Origin of the sequence: Bacillus sp. FJAT-27986, assembly GCF_001685035.1 — a bacterium.
Lineage (GTDB): Bacteria > Bacillota > Bacilli > Bacillales > Pradoshiaceae > Pradoshia.
Window position 1 is genome coordinate 215,799 of the sequence record NZ_MAYV01000018.1, and the last position, 22,639, is coordinate 238,437.

Sequence of the window (22,639 nt, forward strand, 5' to 3'; positions counted from 1 at the left end):
CTTATGGATCCTCACACTTTTTATATATAATCATTTAAAGTTCTCAGGGGTAAAAAAGATCTGCGGTGTTCCCGTAATAGGATGAGGGCGACTTACCAAATCTACCTCGTATACAGATGAAAGCAATGTTTCATCATAAAGTAAATCTATTCCACCCTCCGCCACCTTCCTTCCATCCTTAAGCAAAGCACATCTATCTGCATATAAAGCTGCCATGTTTAAATCATGGAGGATGGCGACAATCGTCAGCCCATTTTGAAGCTGGAGCCTCTTTAATAAATTTAACAATTCGATTGTATGCTTTACATCCAGATGATTTGTAGGTTCATCGAGAAACAGGAGCTTTGGCTGCTGGGCCAAAGCCTTTGCTAAAAGGACACGTTGCTTTTCCCCTCCGCTTAATGACGAAAAGTATGTATACTTAAATTTCAGCATGTTTGTCTGAGCAAGACACTCATCAACAATTGCGTAATCCTCACTACGGTAATGATTAAAAAATCCCTTCTCCTGATAAGGATACCTGCCTAATAGTACGATTTCTTCCACCGTAAAATCTATACCCACCATATGTTCCTGACTTAACACGGCAGCAATTTTAGCCAATTCTCCGGTTTTATAGGATGAGGTCCTTTTCCCATTAATGATTGAAGTCCCTTCTTTATATTCCATTTTTCCCAATATACTTTTAATCAATGTCGTCTTACCGCTTCCATTTGGACCAAGAAGAGCAAAAAATTCTCCGCTCTCAACCTTAATAGAAAAGTCCTGAAGCACTTGCTTATTTTTATGATAGCCTGCACTGAGGCTCTCTACGGTTAACATGTCAAATTCCTTCTTTTTATGCGTTCTTTAATCAGTAAGATTGTAAATACAGGTGCACCGATTAAGGCAGTAATGACACCGATTGGTAATTCCTGCGGGTTGATAATCGTACGTGCAATCAAGTCAGCCAATACGAGATATCCACCTCCAATAATCATGGATAATGGCAGTAAGTGGCGATGATCAGCACCAGCAAGAAGGCGAACAAGATGTGGAATAACCAGTCCAACAAAGCCAATAGCTCCTGATACGGCAACTGCTGCACCCGTTAATAGTCCAGCCCCGATAATAATGATTATTTTCTTTCGTTTCACATCGATACCATTATATTGAGCGGATTGATCTCCAAGAGCCATCCCATTTAGTTCACGATAATGATATAAAATTATGGAAGCTCCTATAATAAAAAAGGGAATCAATATACTGACGTGTCCCCAATTTTTCATAGCCACACTGCCCATCAGCCAGTTTAATACCTCCCTCATTTGATCTCCTGAGGATAGCGCAATGATAAGTGAGACCACAGCGCCAATGAATGAATTCATAATTATACCGGCTAAAATAATGGTCTCATTTGCATAGGTAACACTAGCTGCCTTTGTAATACCAAATACAATAAACAAGGTTATAAAACTAAACACGATTGCAACAAGCGGCAATGTGAACTGACCAAAAAGAGCAAATTCGATATTAAAGAATAGAACAATCACTGCCCCAACCGATGCACCGGAAGAAATTCCAATAGTATATGGATCAGCGAGTGGATTTTGCAAAAGCCCCTGAAAGGCAGCACCGGCAAGTGCCAGTGAGGCACCCACAAATAAAGCGATTAATACCCGGGGTAATCGTATATTCCAAATAATCATTTCTATATTTTTTGGACCGGTATAGAAGGATTCCTGGCCGGTCACGTTCTTCAAGAGAATCCCAAGAATATCTTTAAATGACATGTCCACGCTGCCTATAAACAGGCCGAGCAACGCAGCGAGCAGCAAAAACAGGATACTCCCAAAATAAATACCGGTTGTTCTATTTTTATTATTCATAACTTATACTTCAATTCCTCTTTACTCCTGGCGGCGAACCTCGGATTATTCATGCACTTTAAAACAAGATTATAAGCTACAACACATAAAAAATCCTTAGCTCAGGATGGTATTGAGCTAAGGATTCACTTTTTCACGCCTGTGAATACAATAAGCCTACTTTTCCCTCCGAAAAATAAGTACTAAAACTCTAAAAGCAGGTTTCCTGGCTTTTACTAAATCAGACTTGTGATTTAGTAAGTACAGTAGCGGGGGCTGCAACGGATTTGAACCGTTTTCCCTTTTACCCTCGTGTACCGAGGCACTTTTAAAGTGATTTATTAGATTTTATTCTTATTCTAATAGATTGATTGACTAATGGCAAATCCACTATTATTTCAACAGTTCTTTGGCAATTAATCTGAAGGAGTTTTCTTTAGCCTCGTATGAATGGGTGATTGTCACAAGCATAATTTCATCTGTAAAGAAGCGTTCACTCAGCTCTCTAATTTTTTCTCCAATCATTTTAGGAGAACCGATAATCATCTTGCTTCTGTTGTAATCAATCCGAGCTTTCTCAAACTGCGATAATGACATTTCATGAATTTCTTTTGGGTGAGGTGTTCCCTCTCTTATAATTCCCTGTGAAAGAAACAGCATCGATAAATCCAATGAACCAGCCAGATATTCTGCCTCTTCGTCCGATTCCGCACAAACTGTAAATACAGTAACCATACCTGATGGATTCTGTACTAACTCTGTAGGTCGAAATGCTTCATGGTAATGCTTCATATTTTCTTCAGCATATTCACTGTTAATAAACAAAGCAAAATTATAGGGTATACCCTTATGAGCTGCAAGAGCTGCGCTAGATGAACTAGATCCAAGCATCCACAATTCCGGCGGAGATGTAATGGTAGGTGTCGCCGATAACCCATATAGAGGATGCAATTCCGGTATTTGATCATAGAGATACCAGGATAACTCATCTACCTGGTCAGGAAAACGATGCAGTTCCTGTACTCTCCCCTCCTGCAACGCTCGCGTTGCTCTTGGCATCCCTCCAGGAGCCCTGCCGATTCCCAAATCTATTCTTCCTGGAGCTAAACCAGATAATACTCTGAAGTTTTCAGCTACTTTATAAGCACTGTAGTGAGGCAGCATAACACCGCCTGTTCCAACTCTTATTTTATCTGTTTGAGCAGCAATCCATGTTGCCAATATCTCAGGCGAAGATCCTGCCAAGCCTTGACTATCATGATGCTCGCTGACCCAAAATCTTGAGTATCCCCACTCCTCAGCCAATTTTGCCAGTTTGACCGTATTAGCAAGTGCCTGCTCTGAAGGCTCTCCAACAGAGCGCGGTGACTGGTCTAGAATACTTAATTTCACCATTCTGCTCCATCCCCTTAGTATTGAATGCTAGACTCGCCTATTCTTTTTCATTCTCTTAAACGCATGATACAGCTTACTATTCCAATAAAAGAAATACGCTGAACGGCCACCCAGGCTTAACATTTTTTTAGTATATTGCTTAACCGACAACTGGTCTTTCACCTTGGAATCGGCTAGATAAATACCCAATAATCCCTGGTTAATCATGCTGTGGAACTTGCTGTCCGGTATTTTTGTGACATCTAAATTGGCTTTTTCAACAAAATAACAAAGTCTATCAATCAGTTGCTCTTCCGTTTCGTAATAAAAACAGAAATTTAAATCGTCGCCTTGGCGATCCTCCTCCTGATCAATAAAATAGTCCAACATAATATGCAATCCTTGCACATAAGGAAAATAAGATTCATATATGTCTTTCCCCAAATGTTCAGTAAAATTATCACGCACTGCATATGAAACTAAACAAAAGATGCCCAGAGTAGATCCTGCACAAGCACTGAATTCATACCATGACAAACCTTCTGGAAGCTGCTGTTTATTTTCATTGAACCAGGTTTCTAATCTATGTACCCGTTCTTCCCACGTAACATGCTTATGTATTTGTAAATCACAATAAAAGGTGCAAAGCTTTTTCAAAAAAGGCTCGATATGTTGATAATGCACCATATTTGAAAGAACAGATTGACAGGTTTTTACTAACTCGACTAAATACCCGCCATCTTCCTGCTCCTCTCTGAGTTCATAATAATTTCTCGTCAGGGCCTCCGGATTAAGAGCATCCTTCATAGATTGATGCAATAGCGTAAAATCATTAGGATCAAGTGAGGTACTGCGGTCACATAGATTATCAAGATAATCACTGATTGTTTGATACGCAACAATAAATCGAATGACATCATCTTTTTTTTCACCTGCTGCGAGAGCTAATATAGAACCACCCTCGCAATGAAAAGTTTTGTGGGCAATACTGGATAAGGCCTGTGTACGCAGCTCTTCATTAGGGATTTTTTCTGCCTTTGCCTGCCAACTCGCGAGTTCCCGATGAACAACTGGAAATACATTTCTGTATACATTCTTTACTAAGCTGATATCACTAGTGGGTAATTTCATTTGTGTCCCATCTCCTAACCCCTTAAACGATATACCCTATATTGCGCAATCTCGCTTCAATAAAGCTCTTTGCATATAGAAATACATCTTCTCTCTCTGGCTCATTAAATATTTCATGATACAGCTTAGGCCATTCTTTATAATGCTTTTCGGATGCCGGAAAGTAGTTAAACCATTCTCTAACCATAGCCTTGTCCACTATTTTGTCGTCCCCTGCCTGCATAACAAGAACAGGAATATCCGGGAAATCCTCATCAAAATCAAAGGCATCCTTCATAGCTGAAATTAATTCACGATACCATCTGACTGATACACTTGTAATGTAGAGTGAATCGTTCAAATCAAATTCAATAACTTCTGGATTTCTCGTTGCCATTTCAACCGTTAATCCTGAAGGTTTTTTATATGTAGGATAAACAAGATTTAAAACCTTTGACATGGATTCAAGTAATTTTGGAGGATGAATTAATGTTCCAAAGCATGGTGAAGATAGGATAATACCCGCTAAATTATATTCTTTAAGTTGAAGCATGTTAATGATGATGAGTCCTCCCATGCTATGACCCAGCATGAATACAGGCAAACCAAATGTATAAGCCTCGTTCACCCATGAATCAACCTCATCAATATAATCCTCAAATGAATCAATATGCCCTCGATTTGCACGTGAAGTCATTCCCTGACCTGGCAAATCTCCAATAATTACGTGATACCCTTCTGATAGCCATCTTTCAATTAACCATTTATATCTGCCTGAATGCTCCATGGCGCCGTGAACAATCACGATTACACCATAGGCTTTCCCCTCAGCTTCCCACTTTTTCATAGATGAACTCCTCCTGTATGATGTTTAGCTTTATTTTATTTACACTGTACCGCTTTATATGTACACTTTTATTAACTATCTATTTTACAGTAGAAAACGGAGGTTTTGTAATGAAATTATATCAATATATAGATAAAATTCCTTCCATCGATCAAACTGCTTATTTAGCGGATCATGTAGTTATCAGTGGTGATGTCACAATCGGTGAAAATTCAAGTGTTTGGTTTAACACAGTCATTAGAGGTGATGTCGCTCCTGTGATTATCGGTAAAAATGTTAATATTCAAGATAACTCAGTCCTCCATCAAAGTCCCAACAACCCATTAGTACTGGAAGATAATGTAACAATAGGCCATCAAGTCATTCTCCATAGTTGCCATGTGAAGAAAAATGCTTTGATTGGGATGGGCTCCATTATTCTTGACGGAGCTGAAATAGGAGAAGGTGCCTTCATCGGTGCAGGCAGTTTAGTATCTCAAGGTAAAAAAATCCCACCAAACACACTCGCTTTCGGTAGACCTGCTAAAGTAATTCGTGAATTAACAGATGATGATCGTAAAGACATGGAAAGAATAAATAAGGAATACGCAGAAAAAGCACGCTATTATTCAAGTATACAACCTTTAAAAGAGAATAACTAATTATCATTCCTCATTAGGGTATACTCTTTATTGTATACCCATTCCCTTTATTATTTAGCTATAAATGATACACCTTTTTAAAATCAATTTCAGGAGTAGGATTATGAATACTTTCATTTTGATTTTCATGTTATTTAGTATCATTTCAATCATTTTGGTCCTATGGCGTCAATATCAGCCACTATCTATTTTGATTGTTATCTCTTTGATAGGCACTTTCCTGTATACAGGCTGGAAGGTCTATAACTCAAATTACTCCTTTGCTCATCAAATTAATAATATGATTGATAAGTCAGTAAGCTTAACAACTTCTATTACCAAAGATAATCGACCTGCAAAACCTCCTGCCAAAGATAAAGTACTTCTTGATGTGCCGATCGTTAAACAGCAGCCCGAGCTCCCAAGAGGATGTGAAGTAACCAGCCTGGCTATGCTTCTTCAATATTCCGGATTGGATGCTGATAAATTAAAACTTGCCCAGCAAATAAAAAAAAATCCAGCTAAAATAAAAAAAATAAATGGTGAAATCCATTACGGTGATCCTAATGATGGATTTATTGGAGATATGTATTCAACTAATAAACCTGGCCTCGGAGTGTATCATAAGCCTATAAAAAAACTTGCTGAGCATTATATGCCTGGCAAAATAATCGATTTTACCAATGGAGATTTCAACCAAATCAAAAAGTATCTCTCAACCAATCGGCCCGTCTGGGTTATCATAAATACAGCCTATGAAAAACTGGATCCATCCTATTTCCATACTTGGAAAACACCAAATGGGAAAATATCGATTACTTATAAGGAGCATTCTGTCGTAGTGACGGGATATGATCAGCATTATATTTATTTTAACGATCCCTTAACAGGAATTAAAAATAAAAAAGCACCCTCCGCTGATTTTGAAAAAGCGTGGGTGCAAATGGGAAAACAGGCTATAACCTATAAAGATTAATGGATTGGGTCACTTATCATATCCTTTTCAGCTAATGCCTGGAAAGGATATTTTTCTTCGACATAAACAGAGTACCATATCATAAATACCAATACAGTCCATAGTTTACGGCTATTATCCGCTTTACCTGTAACATGATTATTGAACAGATTCATAATGACTTGCTTATCCAGCAAATGATCTGTTTGGCTTTCTTTTATTATTGTAATCGCCCATTCATACATTTCATTTTTTAACCAATGACGGATAGGGACTGGAAAACCAAGTTTCTTACGATTTAATACATGGTCAGGAATGATTCCCTCTGCAGCTTTTCTAAGTATATATTTGGTCGTTCCATGAGCAGTTTTTAAATCAGTTGGAATTCCGGATGCCACCTCAAATACTTTTTTATCAAGGAATGGCACTCGAAGCTCAAGAGAATGTGCCATCGTCATCTTATCAGCTTTTACTAATATATCTCCGCGCAGCCATGTATGAATATCAATATACTGCATTCTGCTCACATCATCATATTCGGGTGTTTCTGCGTAGAACGGATGTGTTATCGTAGTATAATCCAGCTTTGATTTATATAATTTGAATAATTGCCCCTTCTCTTCCTCCATAAACATCTTGGCATTTCCAAGATAGCGTTCTTCAATCGGCGTACAGCCGCGCTCTATAAAACTTTTGCCTTTTACACCTTCAGGCATCATGGCAGCAATTCTTTTTAGCGCTCTTTTCATAAGTACAGGAATTTTATTAAACATGGCTAAGGATTGAGGCTCACGGTAAATATTGTATCCTCCGAATAATTCATCCGCTCCTTCACCTGACAGAACAACCGTTACATGCTTTTGCGCTTCCCTTGCCACGAAATATAAAGGAACACAAGCGGGGTCTGCCAACGGGTCATCCATATGCCACATAATTTTCGGCAGTTCCCTCATATATTCCTGCGGCGATATAATATAGCTGATATTCTCTACCCCAAGCTTGTCAGCTGTTTCTTTAGCTACATCAATTTCACTGAAACCATTCTGTTCAAATCCAACTGAGAATGTTTTAATTCCAGGATGAAATTCTTTAGCTATGGATGCGATGATTGTAGAATCAATTCCACCTGAAAGAAATGAACCAACGGGTACATCACTGCGCATATGCATGCTGATACTGTCATACATCACATCTTGAATTTCTTTAATCCAATCTGGTTCACTGCGCAGAATAGGTTTAAATTCTGCTTTCCAATATTGGCGGATTTCCATAGGTTCTCCAATTTTCTTTGTAAAGCAATGTCCAGGCAATAATTTTTTCACATACTTTGTCATCGTTGCTGGTTCTGGAGTAAATTGGAAGGTAAGATAATGCTGCAGAGACACATGATCCAATTCTTGTTTTTCTATAGCGTGTATAATACTTTTCTTTTCAGAAGCAAAATAGGTCTTATCCCCATCTTCCTTATAAAAAAATGGTTTAATCCCAAATGGATCACGGGCACCAAAAACAGATTTCTCCTGTTTATCCCAAATCACGAACCCAAACATCCCACGAAGCATTTCAACTGCCTTTTCCCCATATAGAACAAATGCCGCCAGGATTACTTCAGTATCTGAATTTGTAGAAAACGCCATGCCTTCCTTTTCCAGCACTACTTTCAATTCCAAGTAGTTGTATATTTCTCCGTTAAAAACAATCCAATAGCGTTCATTTTCATACGTTAAGGGCTGATGTCCACATTCAATATCAATGATGCTTAGTCTTCTGAAACCAAGCTGGATATGTTCATCTATATAATACCCCTCGTCATCTGGCCCTCTATGCGTAATCAAGTCATTCATACTTTTAATTAGTTCTGAATCCTGATTCGCTTGCTGGTGATCATGCATACATCCTACAAATCCACACATTATTATTCACTCACTACCTTTACTTTCGACTGTTTTTCTTTAAAAATATCAAAGGATTAGATTTTAGATATAAGCTAGGGTCCCGACAAAATATGATCCATTATACCCGATATCACAACTTCCTAATATTACCATATTTAGACAAAAAAAGAAAGAGGGGTTATCCCTCTTTCTAGAAATGTTTATGCTGTTTATCTTAGATGTTAGCTTCCGCACGCAGTACTTCCACTTTATCTGTTTTCTCCCAAGGAAGATCTAAATCATTGCGTCCAAAATGTCCGTAAGCTGCTGTTTGTTTATAGATCGGACGTCTTAAATCAAGCATTTTTATGATCCCTGCTGGGCGTAGATCAAAGTTAGCACGTACTAATTCAATTAATTTTTCCTCTTCAATTTTCCCTGTACCGAACGTATCAATAGAAATAGATACTGGTTGCGCTACACCAATCGCGTAAGCCAGCTGAACTTCCGCTTTATCTGCAAGACCTGCTGCTACAATATTTTTAGCTACGTATCTGGCTGCATAGGCAGCAGAACGGTCTACTTTTGTAGCGTCTTTACCAGAGAATGCTCCGCCACCGTGACGTGCGTATCCACCATACGTGTCTACAATGATTTTACGGCCAGTCAAGCCTGCATCCCCTTGTGGACCTCCAATAACAAAACGGCCCGTTGGGTTAATAAAATATTTAGTTTGTTCATCAATAAGGTGAGCAGGAACAACCGGTTTAATTACTTGTTCTTTTAAGTCTTTCTTAATTTGCTCCAGTGTTGTTTCCGCGTCATGCTGAGTAGAGATAACGATTGTATCAATTCTTACCGGATTTTTATTTTCATCATATTCCACTGTGACTTGTGTTTTTCCATCAGGGCGCAAGTATGGAAGAACTTCTTGTTTACGAACCTCAGCCAGCTTTCTAGATAATTGGTGAGCAAGAGAAATAGGAAGAGGCATTAATTCTTCTGTTTCGTTGCAGGCAAAACCGAACATAAGACCCTGATCTCCCGCCCCAATAGCTTCAATCTCTTCATCTGACATCGTGCCTTCTCTTGATTCCAAAGCTTGGTCTACACCTTGGGCGATATCTGCAGATTGTTCATCAATAGAGGTTAAGACAGCGCATGTTTCTGCATCGAAACCATATTTAGCACGTGTATAACCGATCCCTTTGATTGTGTCACGCACAATTTTTGGAATATCCACATAAGTAGAAGTAGTGATTTCTCCCGCTACTAAAACTAATCCAGTGGTAACAGATGTTTCGCAGGCTACCCTCGCATTTGGATCCTTTGCTAAAATTTCATCCAAAATGGAATCAGAAATCTGATCGCAAATTTTATCCGGATGACCTTCTGTTACAGATTCTGATGTAAACAAATGTCTCTTATTAGACATGTATATTTCCTCCTTCAGTTTCCCTGTTTATGGCTACTCATTATCTTTAATTATCTCCTGATTATACGAAAAAAGACCTTTCCCCTTTATAAAGAAAAGAGGAAAGGTCTGAGTCTCAGAAATCTGCCTTTCACTCTCATCGTTCAAGGCATTATAACCTTGCATCAAGTTAGCACCTTTGCGTGATTTCCATTATAAGGAATCAAACTGCAGGTTGCCCCGGCTTCATAGAGCTCGTCTCTCCACCGAGTCTTGATAAGAGTATCCATATCAAATGTATATATTATCTTATCCATCATTTTCTGTCAATAAATAAACAGGAATATATTGTTAAGATAAAACTTTAGCTTCATCCTTTTTCTAAAAGAAATACAGTCAGAACTTAAAATTCGCATTTCAATTATGATATTGATATAATTAATTTACGAATATTCAAATAAATATACTTTATTATTTATCCATCAATATTGACTAATATCCCTATTCTTTCACCAATGAAAACAATAATAATTATTCTTATATACTATATTAAACCATATTTTTGAAAATTAACACAATTAGTATGGATAAATCGATTAAATGTGTTATACTATTTTCCATATAATATGCTTACCAAAATTCTGGAAAAGGATGATACCTTATGAACAGTTTAGGAGTTTCCAATGAATTGAAACAATTACTTACTCATGATAATATTCACATTCAGCTTTCAGTGCCACAATTAGTTGAAAAAGTATTAACCAGAAAAGAGGGCATCCTCACATCTACTGGAGCGATTAAAGCCGAAACAGGTAAATATACCGGCAGATCTCCAAAGGATAAATATATTGTAGAGGAAGCTGCCACTAAAGATAAAATAGCCTGGGGAAGCGTCAATCAAGCAATATCTGAAGACGCATTCTCTAAATTATATGATAAAGTTATCGATTACCTCGAAAAACGAGATGAATTATTTGTATTTAATGGGTTTGCTGGGGCTGCAACAGACTACCGCCTTCCTATACAAGTAATCAATGAATATGCCTGGCACAATTTATTTGTACATCAGCTGTTTATCCGCCCCACTAAAGAAGAGCTTGAAAATCATTCTCCTGAGTTTACCATTATCTCAGCACCAGGTTTTAAAGCAAACCCTCTCGTGGACGGTACACAATCTGAGACGTTTATCATCATTTCTTTTGAGAAAAAAGTCGTCTTAATTGGAGGCACCGAGTATGCAGGTGAAATGAAAAAATCCATTTTCTCAATCATGAATTACCTGTTGCCTGAGAAAAATGTGTTCTCTATGCATTGTTCAGCAAATGTAGGTTTCGAGGGAGATGTAGCTCTTTTCTTTGGCCTATCCGGCACTGGAAAGACTACTTTATCAGCCGATCCAAATCGCCGCCTTATAGGTGATGACGAACATGGCTGGTCTCCTGATGGTGTATTTAATATTGAAGGCGGCTGTTACGCAAAATGCATCAATCTCACACAGGAAAAAGAGCCTCAAATTTTTAATGCCATACGCTTTGGTTCTGTACTAGAGAATGTGGTTGTAGATGAAGATACGAGAATTGCTGACTATGATAATGGAATGTTAACTGAAAATACCCGGGCAGCTTACCCTATCGAAGCCATGCAGAACATCGTCACACCTAGTATAGCGGGCCATCCCAATACAATCATCTTTTTAACTGCTGATGCTTTTGGTGTTCTGCCTCCAATCAGCAAGTTAACCAAAGAACAGGCAATGTATCATTTTCTAAGCGGTTATACGAGTAAATTGGCAGGAACTGAACTCGGAATCACTTCACCACAGGCTACGTTTTCTACCTGCTTCGGTTCACCATTCTTACCATTGCATCCAACTAAATATGCTGAGATGCTTGGCAAAAATATTGAGGAACATCAAGTTCAGGTATATCTGGTTAATACCGGTTGGACTGGAGGAGAGTATGGGACAGGTAGCCGCATGAAGCTTTCTTATACACGATTGATGATTCAAGCTGCATTGGAAGGAGAACTAGCCAATATCGAAACGGTACAAGACAGAATATTTGGCTTAGCGATTCCTTTACACGTACCTGGAGTACCTGATGAAGTTTTACAGCCGCAGAAAACGTGGAAAGATCCAGAAGCCTATTATGAAAAGGCGAATGAGCTTGCACATAAATTCAGAGAAAATTTCAAGGAATTTAAAAATATCAGTTCTGAAATTGAATCTAAAGGTGGACCAATTACCTTTTAAAGAACTAGCGGTGTCTTAGGAAGCCAAAAAGAAATGGCTTTCCTGAGGCACTATTTTATTTGTCTAAATTTAAAAACAAACCCACCGCCCAATGTAATTCTGGATGAAGGTTTGTTTTCTTTAGTTTCTATTCAATTTAGTTACTGGAATTTAAAGAAATCAACTCATATGTAATGGTTGTGCAGTTATTTTCCCATTCCACTTTTTTTATCCGTGCCGTTCCTCTCGATTCTCCATCCAGAGTTTTTCGGATATCAATCGGAATTTCAATTGGATATAGGCGGTATCCTTCTTTTTTTAGGACGAATAGATTTTCCTCAACCCTTTTTTCATTAGCCTTTGTCACTATAAGAGTATTCAATTCCATTGGCATACCCAATTCTCTCACTCCCCTGCTTCATTTATTTATTTCAATGGTATCATTTGAAGCGGCTTCTTTCATCCATTTCGTTAAATCCGTGACGATTTGCCGATTTATTCTAGGAGGTAGATAATGTGTATAGTCCTTAAGGTACCACACATCGACGCTCTTGCCGAGATCCTGCAGTCTGTTTCTTAATAGATTGGCATGTTCAACCGAAACGTTCTTATCCTTCTCGCCATGAATAATTAGAACATTACATGGTATTTTTTCAATTTCATACAAGGGTGTACGGGCTTTATATTCATCCGGCACCTTGTTTGGCGTACCTCCAATGACCCTTTTCAGCATTCTTCTTAAATCAATTCTCTCTATGTAGGTCAGAACCATATCGGAAACTCCCCCCCACGTGACAAGTGAAGCAGCGTCCTGGCAGTATATAGCTGTCCACAAGGCCATAATCCCGCCTCGAGAAAATCCAAAAATATGGACCTTTTTTGGATTAACCTTGGGATGTTGCTTTAAAAGTTCAAAACCTGCAATAGCATCCCAACGATCTTCTCCTGCAAAATCTTCCTCTCCTTCTCCACCCTGGTTGCCACGATAAAAGGGGGCAAAAACAACAAACCCCTGACTTGCGAATTGAATGATACGCCCTGGACGGACCTTCCCAACATTTTTAATGCCTCCGCGTAAATATAAAAATCCGTCCATTATTTCATCATTTTTTTTTGGCTCAGCTAATAGCCCCTTAACCCTTAACCCATTCGATAAATACGTGACAATATATAGATTTATATCCGGATGTGGCGATGGATATCGACTTCTATCTACGATACTACCTAGCGATGATTTTACTTCATCCATAATCCGGGCTCCTTTACAAAGTTCTATAGGCATTCACACAAATATATACCACACATACAATACGATTAACTACACTTTGGCATACATACTGCCTACTAAGGAGGAAATTCCCTTGAAATATTATCTTAAAACCAGCTTCTTCTGTATGCTGTCCATTCTGCTCATCTTTAGTTTATCGGCCTGTAAAGAAAATAAGTCGACTGAAGAATTGACAAAAGTCAAAGTAGCAGAAGTCACACGCTCTATTTTTTATGCACCTGAATATGTCGCCCTGGCCAAAGGATTTTTTAAGGACGAAGGGCTTGATGTAGACCTGCAGACTGCATGGGGCGGTGATAAGACAATGACTGCTCTACTATCAGGCGGAGCTGATATCGTGCTTGTTGGCTCAGAAACTTCTATTTATGTTCATGGACAAAATTCAAGAGATCCTGTTATTAATTTTGCCCAATTAACTCAAACAGATGGAACTTTTCTTGTATCCAGAGAAAAAATAGAGGAATTTAACTGGAACATGCTAAAGGGCAGTACATTTCTCGGACAGAGGAAAGGCGGTATGCCACAAATGGTTGGAGAGTTTGTACTGAAAAAACACAGCATTGATCCTCAAAAGGATTTGAAATTAATTCAAAATATTGATTTTGCCAATGTCGCCAATGCCTTTGCATCAGGAACAGGTGATTATGTACAGCTATTCGAACCTCAGGCAAGTGTTTTTGAAAAAGAAGGAAAAGGACATATTGTCGCTTCCTTTGGAAAAGAATCCGGCCATGTTCCATACACCACCTTCATGGCAAAGGAAAGCTATATGAAGGAAAATGAAGATATCGTTAAACGTTTTACAAAAGCGATTTATAAAGCACAAAAATGGGTTGAAGAAACAGATTCCGCTGAAGTAGCAAAAGCTATTCTCCCATATTTTGAAGATACAGACGTAGAGATTATTGAAATGGCCATTGACCGTTACAAGTCACAGGAGTCCTTTGCCTTAAATCCAATTCTTGATGAGGAAGAATGGTTAAATCTGCAGGATATCATGAAAGAAGCAGGAGAAATCGATTCCTATATCGATCATAAAACACTCGTAAATACAGAAATCGCTGAAGAAGTTTCAAAATAGGAGCTAAGGAGGCAGGGATTATGCCTTTATTGTCGATAGAGAATGTATCTCATCTCTATTTATCTAAATCGCAAACATCAATTGCTTTAGAGAATATATCAATGAGTATTGAGGAGGGAGAATTCATCTCCTTCCTTGGCCCAAGCGGCTGCGGTAAAACAACCCTTCTATCCATTATATCTGGCCTTTTTAAGCCAACCGAAGGAAGTGTTAAGCTATACGGGAAGGATGTCCTCATCCATCGCCAGGATATTGGTTATATGCTGCAGCAGGATTATTTATTTCCCTGGAAGACCATTAAAGAAAATATATTGATAGGATTAAAATTATTAAAGCAGCTCGACCAAAAGCACGAAGAACAAACCATATCACTATTAGAAGAAATCGGCCTGAAGGATGTATTGACTAAATTTCCAAGGGAGCTATCAGGAGGAATGCGCCAACGAGTTGCCCTAGTTAGAACTTTGGCCACTAACCCTACTCTGCTCCTCTTAGATGAACCTTTTTCTGCTTTAGATTTACAAACCAAACTAAAGCTTGAAGATATCGTATCAAGTACATTAAAATCGTTTAAAAAAACGGCTATTTTAGTTACTCACGATATAGGAGAAGCAGTAGCCATGAGTGATCGTGTCTTCCTCCTCTCTCCAAAACCAGGAAAAATTCACAAAGAATTTGATATTCCAAACGAGTTAAAAGGGCTATCCCCATTTAATGCAAGAAATCATCCAGCCTTTTCAGATGTGTTCCAGCTTATATGGAAGGAGATGGAGCAGCTTGACGGATAATAAACTTAAAATTAATACCCTTCACAAGAACTATATCCAACAATTAAAAACCAACCAGCATAAAGTATGGCTGTATCAGGGTGTTATCTTTGTTTTATTTTTTGCTCTTTGGGAAATAGCCAGCCATTTTTACTGGATAGATCCCCTCCTGTTCAGTTCACCTTCCAATGTCGTTGAAATGCTGATTGAAAAAATACAGGATGGCAGTTTGCTCAGCCATCTCGGACTTACCTTGTTCGAAACAGTCATCAGCTTTATTTTAGGCACTCTACTAGGGACACTGCTAGCTGTTGCCTTGTGGTGGTCTCCAATGCTTTCAAAGGTCCTGGATCCCTATTTAGTCATCTTCAATGCTATGCCTAAGGTAGCCCTTGGACCCATTATTATTGTGGCGATGGGCCCTGGATTAATATCCATTATCACCAATGGAATCATTATCTCAGTTATCGTTACGACTATAGTCGTCTACACGAGCTTCAAGGAAATCGATCCCAATTATATAAAGGTAATGGAAACGTTTAATGCTCGCCGCATGCACATCTTCAAGGAAGCTGTCTTGCCGTATTCCTTTCCAGTCATTATATCGACACTAAAGGTTAATGTTGGTTTAGCCTGGGTTGGTGTCATAGTTGGAGAATTTCTTGTTTCTTCACAAGGACTTGGCTATCTAATCATTTATGGATTCCAGGTATTTAATTTCACCCTTGTTTTAATGGCATTACTCGTTATAGCTGTATTTGCAACGATTATGTATAAAATGGTCGAGTTTGTTGAAGCTAAGTTAATCCGCGACCGCTTATCATAAAAATTTTAACCGGCTTATTTTATCCAGACATTTCAAAACAACCTGATCCTTCATAATGAAGCTATATTGGGTGCTCGTTTGAAAATCATGTGGCAGTTCTGACAGTAAAACGGGCCCTTCTGTTTCCAGATAATCTTCTTTCTTCGTAAGGGCAGTAAGCTCGGCATAAAATACTGCTTTAACAAAGGAACCCGCTGGGTCGAGTACTTTATACTCGCCAATTGGAATTAACTGCTTTGCTTCTCCCCCTGTTTCCTCATATACTTCACGTATGGCAGCCTGAACAGGGGTTTCATTGTTTTCCACCTTGCCTCCGGGAAATTCAAGCCCTCTTTTGGAATGGTTGGTAAGAACCCATTTCCCTTTATAGCGGCATATGACGAATACATGACGAGCTTCTTTTTCAAATTGACCTTGTTCATCATGAAAATAGACATTATTTCCATGGATATCCTTAAATATGTCCATCTATCTCTACACTTCTCTCTTAATTGTTTCTTTCAATTATAGCAAAACTGGCTCTTATATAATTTATAAGGAATAAATCAATTAGAAGCTTACTTTTACAACACACTTTCTTAAAAATATAACAAATATAGTCATGAAGGATGGAATCAATAATATTTTCAATATAAGTAGAGTACATTTATAAAGGTTGGGGTAAATAATTACTATATGAATCGTGATCTAAAAATTGAAAGGAGTTCTTAGCAGTGAATTTCATTGATGAACTATACCAATTGTATCGAGATAAACTAACTGGCGATGATGAAGATATTGATATTTTGGCTTTAGCCGTTTTAGAACAGCTTGATCGTAAGGATGTTATGCAATTAATTAATGAACTGGAAGATCGGGAGCTATATAATTTAATGGGGATATACATAATTGATAGCCTTAAAAAGCGATTTGCAAATGATGATGTACAGCCGCCTGTATCAAAATATTTGCACTAAGATAGGATTACATAGCGAAACCTTCTAAAAATAGGAGGTTTTTTTAGTTTTTTAAATAAATTCACAGAGACCCCGAAAAACGATATGGTAAGATATAGGTCATTTCTATGTAACAGCAATGATATAATAGAGGTCATAAAGACTGGGGGAAAGCATATGGGGATGACAGGAATATTTATAATAGGGGCAATTATTATAGTCCTAATAATAGGGGTTACTGCACTTGTCACAACAAAAGCATACGAATACAAGCACACTATTGATCCATTAGATCAAAATCCGCATTTGAGTGGTAAAGAAGAGGTTCGCACATCTGAACCACATGAATAAGCGCAAAAAAGAATCCCCAGATAAAAAGGGGATTCGACTTTGTTTATGCAAATACTTGTTTTAAATCTTCTTTGCTTTGTGTCAGCCAAAATCTCATCAACTTTTTTGCACCTTCAAGGTCATGAAGCTTGGCTTGACCGCATTGTTTTTCGTTAGCCGCAGGAATATCAGTTATCTCAACAGCTTCTTTCATGGTTTTATCAAGCACATCTATGATTTCTTCAACAGTTGGCTCACCGCTGACCACCAAATAAAATCCAGTTTGGCATCCCATGGGTGAAATATCAATGATATCAAAGTGAGAATAACCCTCAGAATATTTCCTGATATTAAACGCCAACAGATGCTCTAAAGTGTGAATCGCATCTGGCTTCATGGCCTGTTTATTTGGCTGGCAGAAACGAATATCAAATTTGTTAACAACTCCATCGCTTCCTACTTTATGAACACCACAATGACGAACATACGGGGCCTTAACAGCATTATGGTCCAAATCAAAACTTTCAACAGATGGCATTATAAAACCTCCTTTTAAACTTATTACTAATTTTACCTTTTCTCCATCAATATTTCATCTCTAAAGTTTGAAGTTTGCCCTTTCAGGCATTATGATATGGTTGTATCTAAACATTCTAATTAAGGAAGTTCATATTATGAAAAAAATATTACTAAAACTAGTCCGTTTTTATCAAGTGGCCATTTCACCTATGAAGCCGCCAAGTTGTAGATTTTATCCAACATGTTCTCAATATGGCCTTGAAGCAATTGAGCGTTTCGGACCAGTAAAGGGGACCTGGCTAACCATAAAACGAATCTCTAAATGCCATCCACTGCATGCCGGCGGGTTTGATCCTGTACCTGAAAAACAAGAAAAAAAAGACTCTTGATTTACAAGAAAAAGCCGTGTATCATACTAGATATGCAAATCGTAATCTTTTCGATTTATATTTTTGCTTAACAAATCGTAATGAATACGATTAACAGGAGGATACTACATTGAAAAAAATATCATTTATATTCGCACTCATACTTGGTGCATCTATTTTTCTTTCCGGATGCAACAGCGATAATAGCACGGCTGATACTAAAAATGAAAACCAGCTTTCTATTTATACAACTGTTTATCCATTACAGTATATGGCTGAGCAAATAGGTGGTGAACATGTAAATGTATCTTCTATCTATCCGGCAGGTGTAGATGAACATACATTTGAACCAACACAAAAGGATATTATCAATATCGCAGAGTCTGATTTATTTTATTACGTTGGATACAATTTAGAAGGCTTTGTAAATAACGTGACCAAAACATTGGGAAACGAAAATGTGGAAATGATAGCTATTGGTGAAAAAGTAAATCTTGATACTCATGGACATGAAGAGCACGAACATGAAGATCATGAGCACGAAGACGACGGCCATAATCATGGTACAGTCGATCCGCACTTATGGATAGATCCGCTATATGCAAAAGAAATGGCTGAACATATTAAAGACACACTGATTGAGAAAATGCCTGAACAAAAAAGTGCCTTCGAGGAAAATTACGAAACACTGGCTAAAAAGTTCGATGAGTTAAATACAGAATATACAAAGGTATTCAGCGAAGCACCTCATGATGAATTCCTTGTTTCTCATGCTGCGTTTGGATACTGGGAAGAACGTTATGATGTAGATCAAATAAGCGTCTCCGGTATATCTACATCCGAAGAGCCTACTCAAAAATCACTTGAGAAGTTAGTGGATACTGCCAAGGAACATCAACTTAAATATATTTTAGTTGAACAGAATATAAATAGTAAATTAACGGATATTATTAAAAAAGAGGCTAATTTGACTGCATTGCCTATTCATAATCTATCTATCCTGACTCAGGATGATATTGATTCAGAACGCGATTATTTTTCAATCGCGAAGGATAATTTAGACTCACTGCAAAAAGCTTTAAATGATTAATCACGTAAAAGCCCGAATTCTTTTAGATTCGGGCTTTTTTCTTCCTGTATTTACTTTACATATAAGAGGTGAAAAGAAGCATTCTAACAAAAGAAAGGAGAGATTTTTATGCCAAATGGTGTTAAATGCTCTGTGAATTCCTGCCACTTTTGGAAACAAGGGAATAAATGTGCAGCAGAAAAAATTCAAGTAAATATGTATTCAGAGGAACGTGCTTATAAAAGTGGCGATACTGGATGCAAAACCTTTCGCCCAGCTGACTTTTTATAAACGAAAGGCTGTCATAAATGGATATCAATCACATACTCCGAAATTTTAACGAGGATTTACAAAATTCCAATTCCTTAACATTTCCTATATGCGTGGACTCTTTTACGAATTATTGGAGTACCGAATTCGGATCCCTTGATGAATTACCGAAGGAAGTAGACCAGCTTATAGCTAAACGGGGATTGGAATTAGGTTTACTGGAAGAAGAAATAAATCAATAAAGAAAAGCGCCCTGTGACCCAGGCGCTTTTCCCTTAGTAACTTTTCTTTACTAATTCGACAACTTCTTTTTCTGCCACATTTGTTATTGCGGTTATAACTGATAATGGGAGTCCGCGACGCAACAAGATCTCAGCAATCAAGTATTGTTTTTTCGAACGAGCCATTTCTTCCCCGCCTTCTTATGTCTTTTTTTCCATTATACAGGATTTGATAGCCGAATTGAATAAGTCCAACACCCAATATTCAGAATTAACTAAAAAAATTAATTAACTCTCTTCTCACTATTTTGTTTGAAGCATTACGGGGTAACTCCTTACCCATCACTACTTTTTTAGGAATTTTATATCGCGCCAGCCTGGATTCACAAAATTCGATGATCTCTGTCTGTTGTAAATGGCTCGCTGGATGGGGGACTATTACGGCTGCTGGAACGGCTCCCCATTCATCATCGCTAAGACCAATGACTCCCGCTTCTTTTACGAAAGGATGCTCCATCAAAACGGATTCTATTTCAGCCGGATAAATGTTTTCTCCACCAGAAATAATTAAATCAGAGCGTCTATCAATGACAAACAAATACCCTTCCTCGTCGATATAACCGATATCACCTGTATAAAACCAGCCATCCTGGAAAGATTCCGGTGCCCTTCCATGAAGATACCCCGGAGTTACATTTGGGCCTTTTACTGCAATCTCTCCCGGTACACCAACTGCAGCAATCCTTCCATCCACAATAATTTTTATCTCACATGGCAATAATGGCTTACCGGCAGAGCCCAGTTTTCGCGTTGCATCTTCAGGAGCCAGCGTGACGATTTGAGAGCATGTTTCTGTCATACCATATGTTTGAAAGACAGGTGTGTTTTTATCCGTAGCCTTTTTCAACAACGCCATAGGTGCTGAGCCGCCCCCTAACAGCATACAGCGAAATTCCTCAGGGTATGTCCTTTCTCCTAAATCTTCAAGCATTCTTGTCAAAGTATTCGTCACAACCGAGCAAATCGTAATCTTCTCTTTCCAAATAGCTTCATTTGCTTGTACAGGGTCGAATCCTCTTTGCAAAACAGTCTCTATCCCATAAATGACTGATCTTAAAAGGATAGATAAACCACTTATATGGAATAGCGGCATAAAGCAAAGCCATTTATCATCATCGCGCAACCCTAAATTTAGAGCAGACCCAATCGCACTCCAATAATGGTTTCCCATCGTTTGCTGAACGGCCTTAGGCTTACCAGTCGTACCTGATGTGTACATAATAGTTGCCGTTTGATTAAACGATAAGTTCTTCTTTTCTTCAAATGACTTTGCCTTAGCCTTCTCTAATTGTTCCAGCCTTAGCACGGAAATATCCAGTAACATTTCGTTTTCTGATATGAGAAAATCAGCCTGAGCATCTTCTAATTGCCACTCTTTTTCCCGATCTGTTAAACGAGTATTCAATAGGACAATTTTGGCGCCAATCAGGAGAAGAGCATGTATCGTAAAGACCATCTCCGGCCGATTCTTCATGTTAATTCCAATTACATGACCTTCCGCAACACCCAACTCCGTCAATTTTTGAGCGTATAAATGGGCCATTTCATATAACTCTCTAAACGTCCACTTCTCTCCCTCAAATGAAAGAGCCGTACGCTCCGGAGTCACATACGCCCGTTGAATCAAAAACTGCGGAACAACCGTATCATGCATCAACATCTTTTCAACCTTCCCTCTGAACTCCTTCATGATCTCTCTGACCATCAAAGCGTTTTTAAGTACAAATACAAATTAACCTCTATCACTCTAACTGATACTTACATGTACATAAAAACAGCCTGACGGTAGGCGTCAAGCTGTTTTTCGTTCTCCATTAAGGGAATCGTGGGAATTGGTCAAAGTCTGGATTGCGCTTTTCTTTAAAAGCATCGCGGCCTTCTTTGGCTTCATCTGTTGTATAATAAAGCAATGTTGCATCGCCTGCCAACTGCTGAAGTCCAGCCAGTCCATCTGTATCCGCATTGAAAGCTGCTTTTAGGAAACGAAGGGCAGTTGGGCTCTTTTCAAGCATTTCCTCGCACCATTGCACCGTTTCTTTTTCAAGTTGCTCCAATGGAACTACTTTGTTTACCAAGCCCATATCAAGTGCTTCCTGCGCATCATATTGACGGCACAAGAACCAAATTTCTTTTGCTTTCTTATGGCCTACGATTCGAGCTAAATATCCTGCACCATAACCTGCATCAAAGCTTCCAACCTTAGGACCGGTTTGGCCAAAACGTGCATTTTCAGCAGCAATTGTTAAATCACATACAACATGCAGTACGTGACCTCCGCCAATAGCATAGCCTGCTACCATTGCCACAACAGGTTTTGGAATAACACGGATCAAGCGTTGAAGATCAAGAACATTCAGACGAGGAATTTCGTCTTCACCCACATATCCGCCATGACCGCGAACCTTTTGGTCACCGCCAGAACAGAATGCCATGTCACCTGCGCCTGTTAAAATAATAGCACCTATTTCTTTATCATCCCTGGCACGGGAAAAAGCATCAATCAATTCCATTACTGTTTTTGGACGAAATGCATTGCGTACCTCTGGACGGTTGATGGTAATTTTAGCAATACCGTTATATCTTTCATATAAAATATCTTCATATGTACGAATGGTTACCCAATCAAAAGCCATT

26 protein-coding genes and 2 riboswitches are annotated in these 22,639 nt (G+C 38.5%); of the genes, 12 read left to right on the forward strand and 14 right to left on the reverse strand.

Annotated features, from left to right (window positions below):
* Window positions 1–30 precede the first annotated feature (30 nt).
* From A8L44_RS16775 to A8L44_RS16795, 5 genes are all read right to left on the reverse strand, one after another.
* Window positions 31–822, reverse strand: a complete 792-nt coding sequence (locus A8L44_RS16775) for an ABC transporter ATP-binding protein (RefSeq protein ID WP_066109152.1) — start codon at window positions 820–822, stop codon at window positions 31–33.
* Window positions 816–1,868, reverse strand: a complete 1,053-nt coding sequence (locus tag A8L44_RS16780; RefSeq protein ID WP_066109155.1) for a FecCD family ABC transporter permease — start codon at window positions 1,866–1,868, stop codon at window positions 816–818. Before A8L44_RS16780 ends, A8L44_RS16775 begins: the two co-directional genes overlap by 7 nt.
* A gap of 178 nt (window positions 1,869–2,046) precedes the next feature.
* Window positions 2,047–2,192, reverse strand: a riboswitch (cobalamin riboswitch).
* Window positions 2,193–2,240: 48 nt separating this feature from the next.
* The gene (locus A8L44_RS16785; protein ID WP_066109159.1) at window positions 2,241–3,242 is read right to left on the reverse strand and encodes an LLM class flavin-dependent oxidoreductase; all 1,002 of its coding nucleotides are present in this window, start codon (window positions 3,240–3,242) and stop codon (window positions 2,241–2,243) included.
* Between the two features lie 27 nt (window positions 3,243–3,269).
* The gene (locus A8L44_RS16790; protein ID WP_066109162.1) at window positions 3,270–4,352 is read right to left on the reverse strand and encodes a tetraprenyl-beta-curcumene synthase family protein; all 1,083 of its coding nucleotides are present in this window, start codon (window positions 4,350–4,352) and stop codon (window positions 3,270–3,272) included.
* 22 nt (window positions 4,353–4,374) lie between these two features.
* The gene (locus tag A8L44_RS16795) at window positions 4,375–5,178 is read right to left on the reverse strand and encodes an alpha/beta hydrolase (protein WP_066109165.1); all 804 of its coding nucleotides are present in this window, start codon (window positions 5,176–5,178) and stop codon (window positions 4,375–4,377) included.
* 110 nt (window positions 5,179–5,288) lie between these two features.
* On the opposite strand from A8L44_RS16795, the gene A8L44_RS16800 reads away from it, so the two are divergent.
* Both A8L44_RS16800 and A8L44_RS16805 read left to right on the forward strand, forming a co-directional pair.
* Window positions 5,289–5,819 (forward strand): gamma carbonic anhydrase, encoded by a 531-nt coding sequence (locus tag A8L44_RS16800; RefSeq protein WP_066109168.1) that lies wholly within the window; start codon window positions 5,289–5,291, stop codon window positions 5,817–5,819.
* A 103-nt stretch (window positions 5,820–5,922) separates the two neighbouring features.
* Window positions 5,923–6,774 (forward strand): C39 family peptidase, encoded by an 852-nt coding sequence (locus tag A8L44_RS16805; RefSeq protein ID WP_077248188.1) that lies wholly within the window; start codon window positions 5,923–5,925, stop codon window positions 6,772–6,774.
* On the opposite strand, the gene asnB is transcribed toward A8L44_RS16805, so the two are convergent.
* Both asnB and metK read right to left on the reverse strand, forming a co-directional pair.
* Window positions 6,771–8,666, reverse strand: a complete 1,896-nt coding sequence (gene asnB, locus A8L44_RS16810; RefSeq protein ID WP_066109174.1) for an asparagine synthase (glutamine-hydrolyzing) — start codon at window positions 8,664–8,666, stop codon at window positions 6,771–6,773. The two genes, A8L44_RS16805 and asnB, sit on opposite strands and share 4 nt — an antisense overlap.
* Window positions 8,667–8,862: 196 nt before the next feature.
* Window positions 8,863–10,062, reverse strand: a complete 1,200-nt coding sequence (gene metK / locus A8L44_RS16815; protein ID WP_066109177.1) for a methionine adenosyltransferase — start codon at window positions 10,060–10,062, stop codon at window positions 8,863–8,865.
* 133 nt (window positions 10,063–10,195) lie between these two features.
* Window positions 10,196–10,324, reverse strand: a riboswitch (SAM riboswitch).
* 378 nt (window positions 10,325–10,702) lie between these two features.
* On the opposite strand from metK, the gene pckA reads away from it, so the two are divergent.
* Window positions 10,703–12,292: a phosphoenolpyruvate carboxykinase (ATP) gene (gene pckA, locus A8L44_RS16820; protein WP_066109180.1), complete on the forward strand. Its 1,590-nt coding sequence runs from the start codon at window positions 10,703–10,705 to the stop codon at window positions 12,290–12,292.
* Between the two features lie 136 nt (window positions 12,293–12,428).
* On the opposite strand, the gene A8L44_RS16825 is transcribed toward pckA, so the two are convergent.
* Window positions 12,429–12,671, reverse strand: coding sequence for a DUF2584 domain-containing protein (locus tag A8L44_RS16825; protein WP_066109181.1), 243 nt, complete (start codon window positions 12,669–12,671; stop codon window positions 12,429–12,431).
* 18 nt (window positions 12,672–12,689) lie between these two features.
* Window positions 12,690–13,520, reverse strand: a complete 831-nt coding sequence (locus A8L44_RS16830) for an alpha/beta hydrolase family protein (protein WP_066109183.1) — start codon at window positions 13,518–13,520, stop codon at window positions 12,690–12,692.
* Between the two features lie 112 nt (window positions 13,521–13,632).
* Between A8L44_RS16830 and A8L44_RS16835 the strand changes: the two genes are divergently transcribed.
* From A8L44_RS16835 to A8L44_RS16845, 3 genes are read left to right on the forward strand one after another with little or no spacing between them, the layout of a single operon-like run.
* On the forward strand, window positions 13,633–14,640 hold the full coding sequence (locus A8L44_RS16835) for an ABC transporter substrate-binding protein (protein ID WP_373925505.1): 1,008 nt from the start codon (window positions 13,633–13,635) through the stop codon (window positions 14,638–14,640).
* A 20-nt stretch (window positions 14,641–14,660) separates the two neighbouring features.
* Complete coding sequence (locus A8L44_RS16840; protein ID WP_066109186.1) at window positions 14,661–15,428, forward strand: ABC transporter ATP-binding protein; 768 nt, start codon at window positions 14,661–14,663, stop codon at window positions 15,426–15,428.
* The gene (locus A8L44_RS16845; protein ID WP_066109189.1) at window positions 15,418–16,233 is read left to right on the forward strand and encodes an ABC transporter permease; all 816 of its coding nucleotides are present in this window, start codon (window positions 15,418–15,420) and stop codon (window positions 16,231–16,233) included. Before A8L44_RS16840 ends, A8L44_RS16845 begins: the two co-directional genes overlap by 11 nt.
* Here the strand turns inward: A8L44_RS16845 and ytkD are convergent.
* Window positions 16,228–16,701 carry an RNA deprotection pyrophosphohydrolase gene (ytkD, locus tag A8L44_RS16850; protein ID WP_066109192.1) on the reverse strand — a complete coding sequence of 158 codons (474 nt, stop codon included), beginning with the start codon at window positions 16,699–16,701 and terminating at the stop codon, window positions 16,228–16,230. The genes A8L44_RS16845 and ytkD overlap by 6 nt on opposite strands.
* Window positions 16,702–16,946: 245 nt before the next feature.
* On the opposite strand from ytkD, the gene A8L44_RS16855 reads away from it, so the two are divergent.
* Together A8L44_RS16855 and ytzI are read left to right on the forward strand one after the other, a co-directional pair.
* Window positions 16,947–17,189, forward strand: a complete 243-nt coding sequence (locus A8L44_RS16855; RefSeq protein WP_066109196.1) for a DUF6154 family protein — start codon at window positions 16,947–16,949, stop codon at window positions 17,187–17,189.
* A gap of 156 nt (window positions 17,190–17,345) precedes the next feature.
* Window positions 17,346–17,519: a YtzI protein gene (gene ytzI / locus A8L44_RS18770; RefSeq protein ID WP_139063879.1), complete on the forward strand. Its 174-nt coding sequence runs from the start codon at window positions 17,346–17,348 to the stop codon at window positions 17,517–17,519.
* Between the two features lie 43 nt (window positions 17,520–17,562).
* Here ytzI and A8L44_RS16860 read toward each other — a convergent pair whose 3' ends face one another.
* A complete protein-coding gene (locus A8L44_RS16860) occupies window positions 17,563–18,036 on the reverse strand; it encodes an S-ribosylhomocysteine lyase (protein ID WP_066109199.1) in 474 nt (157 codons plus the stop codon).
* Window positions 18,037–18,172: 136 nt separating this feature from the next.
* On the opposite strand from A8L44_RS16860, the gene yidD reads away from it, so the two are divergent.
* The 4 genes from yidD (at window position 18,173) to A8L44_RS16875 (ending at window position 19,966) form a co-directional block, all read left to right on the forward strand.
* On the forward strand, window positions 18,173–18,406 hold the full coding sequence (gene yidD, locus A8L44_RS16865) for a membrane protein insertion efficiency factor YidD (RefSeq protein ID WP_066109201.1): 234 nt from the start codon (window positions 18,173–18,175) through the stop codon (window positions 18,404–18,406).
* Between the two features lie 109 nt (window positions 18,407–18,515).
* Window positions 18,516–19,475: a metal ABC transporter solute-binding protein, Zn/Mn family gene (locus A8L44_RS16870; RefSeq protein WP_066109202.1), complete on the forward strand. Its 960-nt coding sequence runs from the start codon at window positions 18,516–18,518 to the stop codon at window positions 19,473–19,475.
* Window positions 19,476–19,583: 108 nt separating this feature from the next.
* On the forward strand, window positions 19,584–19,745 hold the full coding sequence (locus A8L44_RS18630) for a DUF1540 domain-containing protein (RefSeq protein ID WP_077248189.1): 162 nt from the start codon (window positions 19,584–19,586) through the stop codon (window positions 19,743–19,745).
* A 17-nt stretch (window positions 19,746–19,762) separates the two neighbouring features.
* The gene (locus tag A8L44_RS16875; protein ID WP_066109205.1) at window positions 19,763–19,966 is read left to right on the forward strand and encodes a hypothetical protein; all 204 of its coding nucleotides are present in this window, start codon (window positions 19,763–19,765) and stop codon (window positions 19,964–19,966) included.
* A 33-nt stretch (window positions 19,967–19,999) separates the two neighbouring features.
* On the opposite strand, the gene A8L44_RS19410 is transcribed toward A8L44_RS16875, so the two are convergent.
* From A8L44_RS19410 to menB, 3 genes are all read right to left on the reverse strand, one after another.
* Window positions 20,000–20,131 (reverse strand): hypothetical protein, encoded by a 132-nt coding sequence (locus tag A8L44_RS19410; RefSeq protein WP_257469186.1) that lies wholly within the window; start codon window positions 20,129–20,131, stop codon window positions 20,000–20,002.
* 85 nt (window positions 20,132–20,216) lie between these two features.
* Window positions 20,217–21,659: an o-succinylbenzoate--CoA ligase gene (locus A8L44_RS16880; RefSeq protein WP_066109274.1), complete on the reverse strand. Its 1,443-nt coding sequence runs from the start codon at window positions 21,657–21,659 to the stop codon at window positions 20,217–20,219.
* A gap of 160 nt (window positions 21,660–21,819) precedes the next feature.
* Window positions 21,820–22,638 (reverse strand): 1,4-dihydroxy-2-naphthoyl-CoA synthase, encoded by an 819-nt coding sequence (gene menB / locus A8L44_RS16885; RefSeq protein ID WP_066109208.1) that lies wholly within the window; start codon window positions 22,636–22,638, stop codon window positions 21,820–21,822.
* Window position 22,639: the final 1 nt, after the last annotated feature.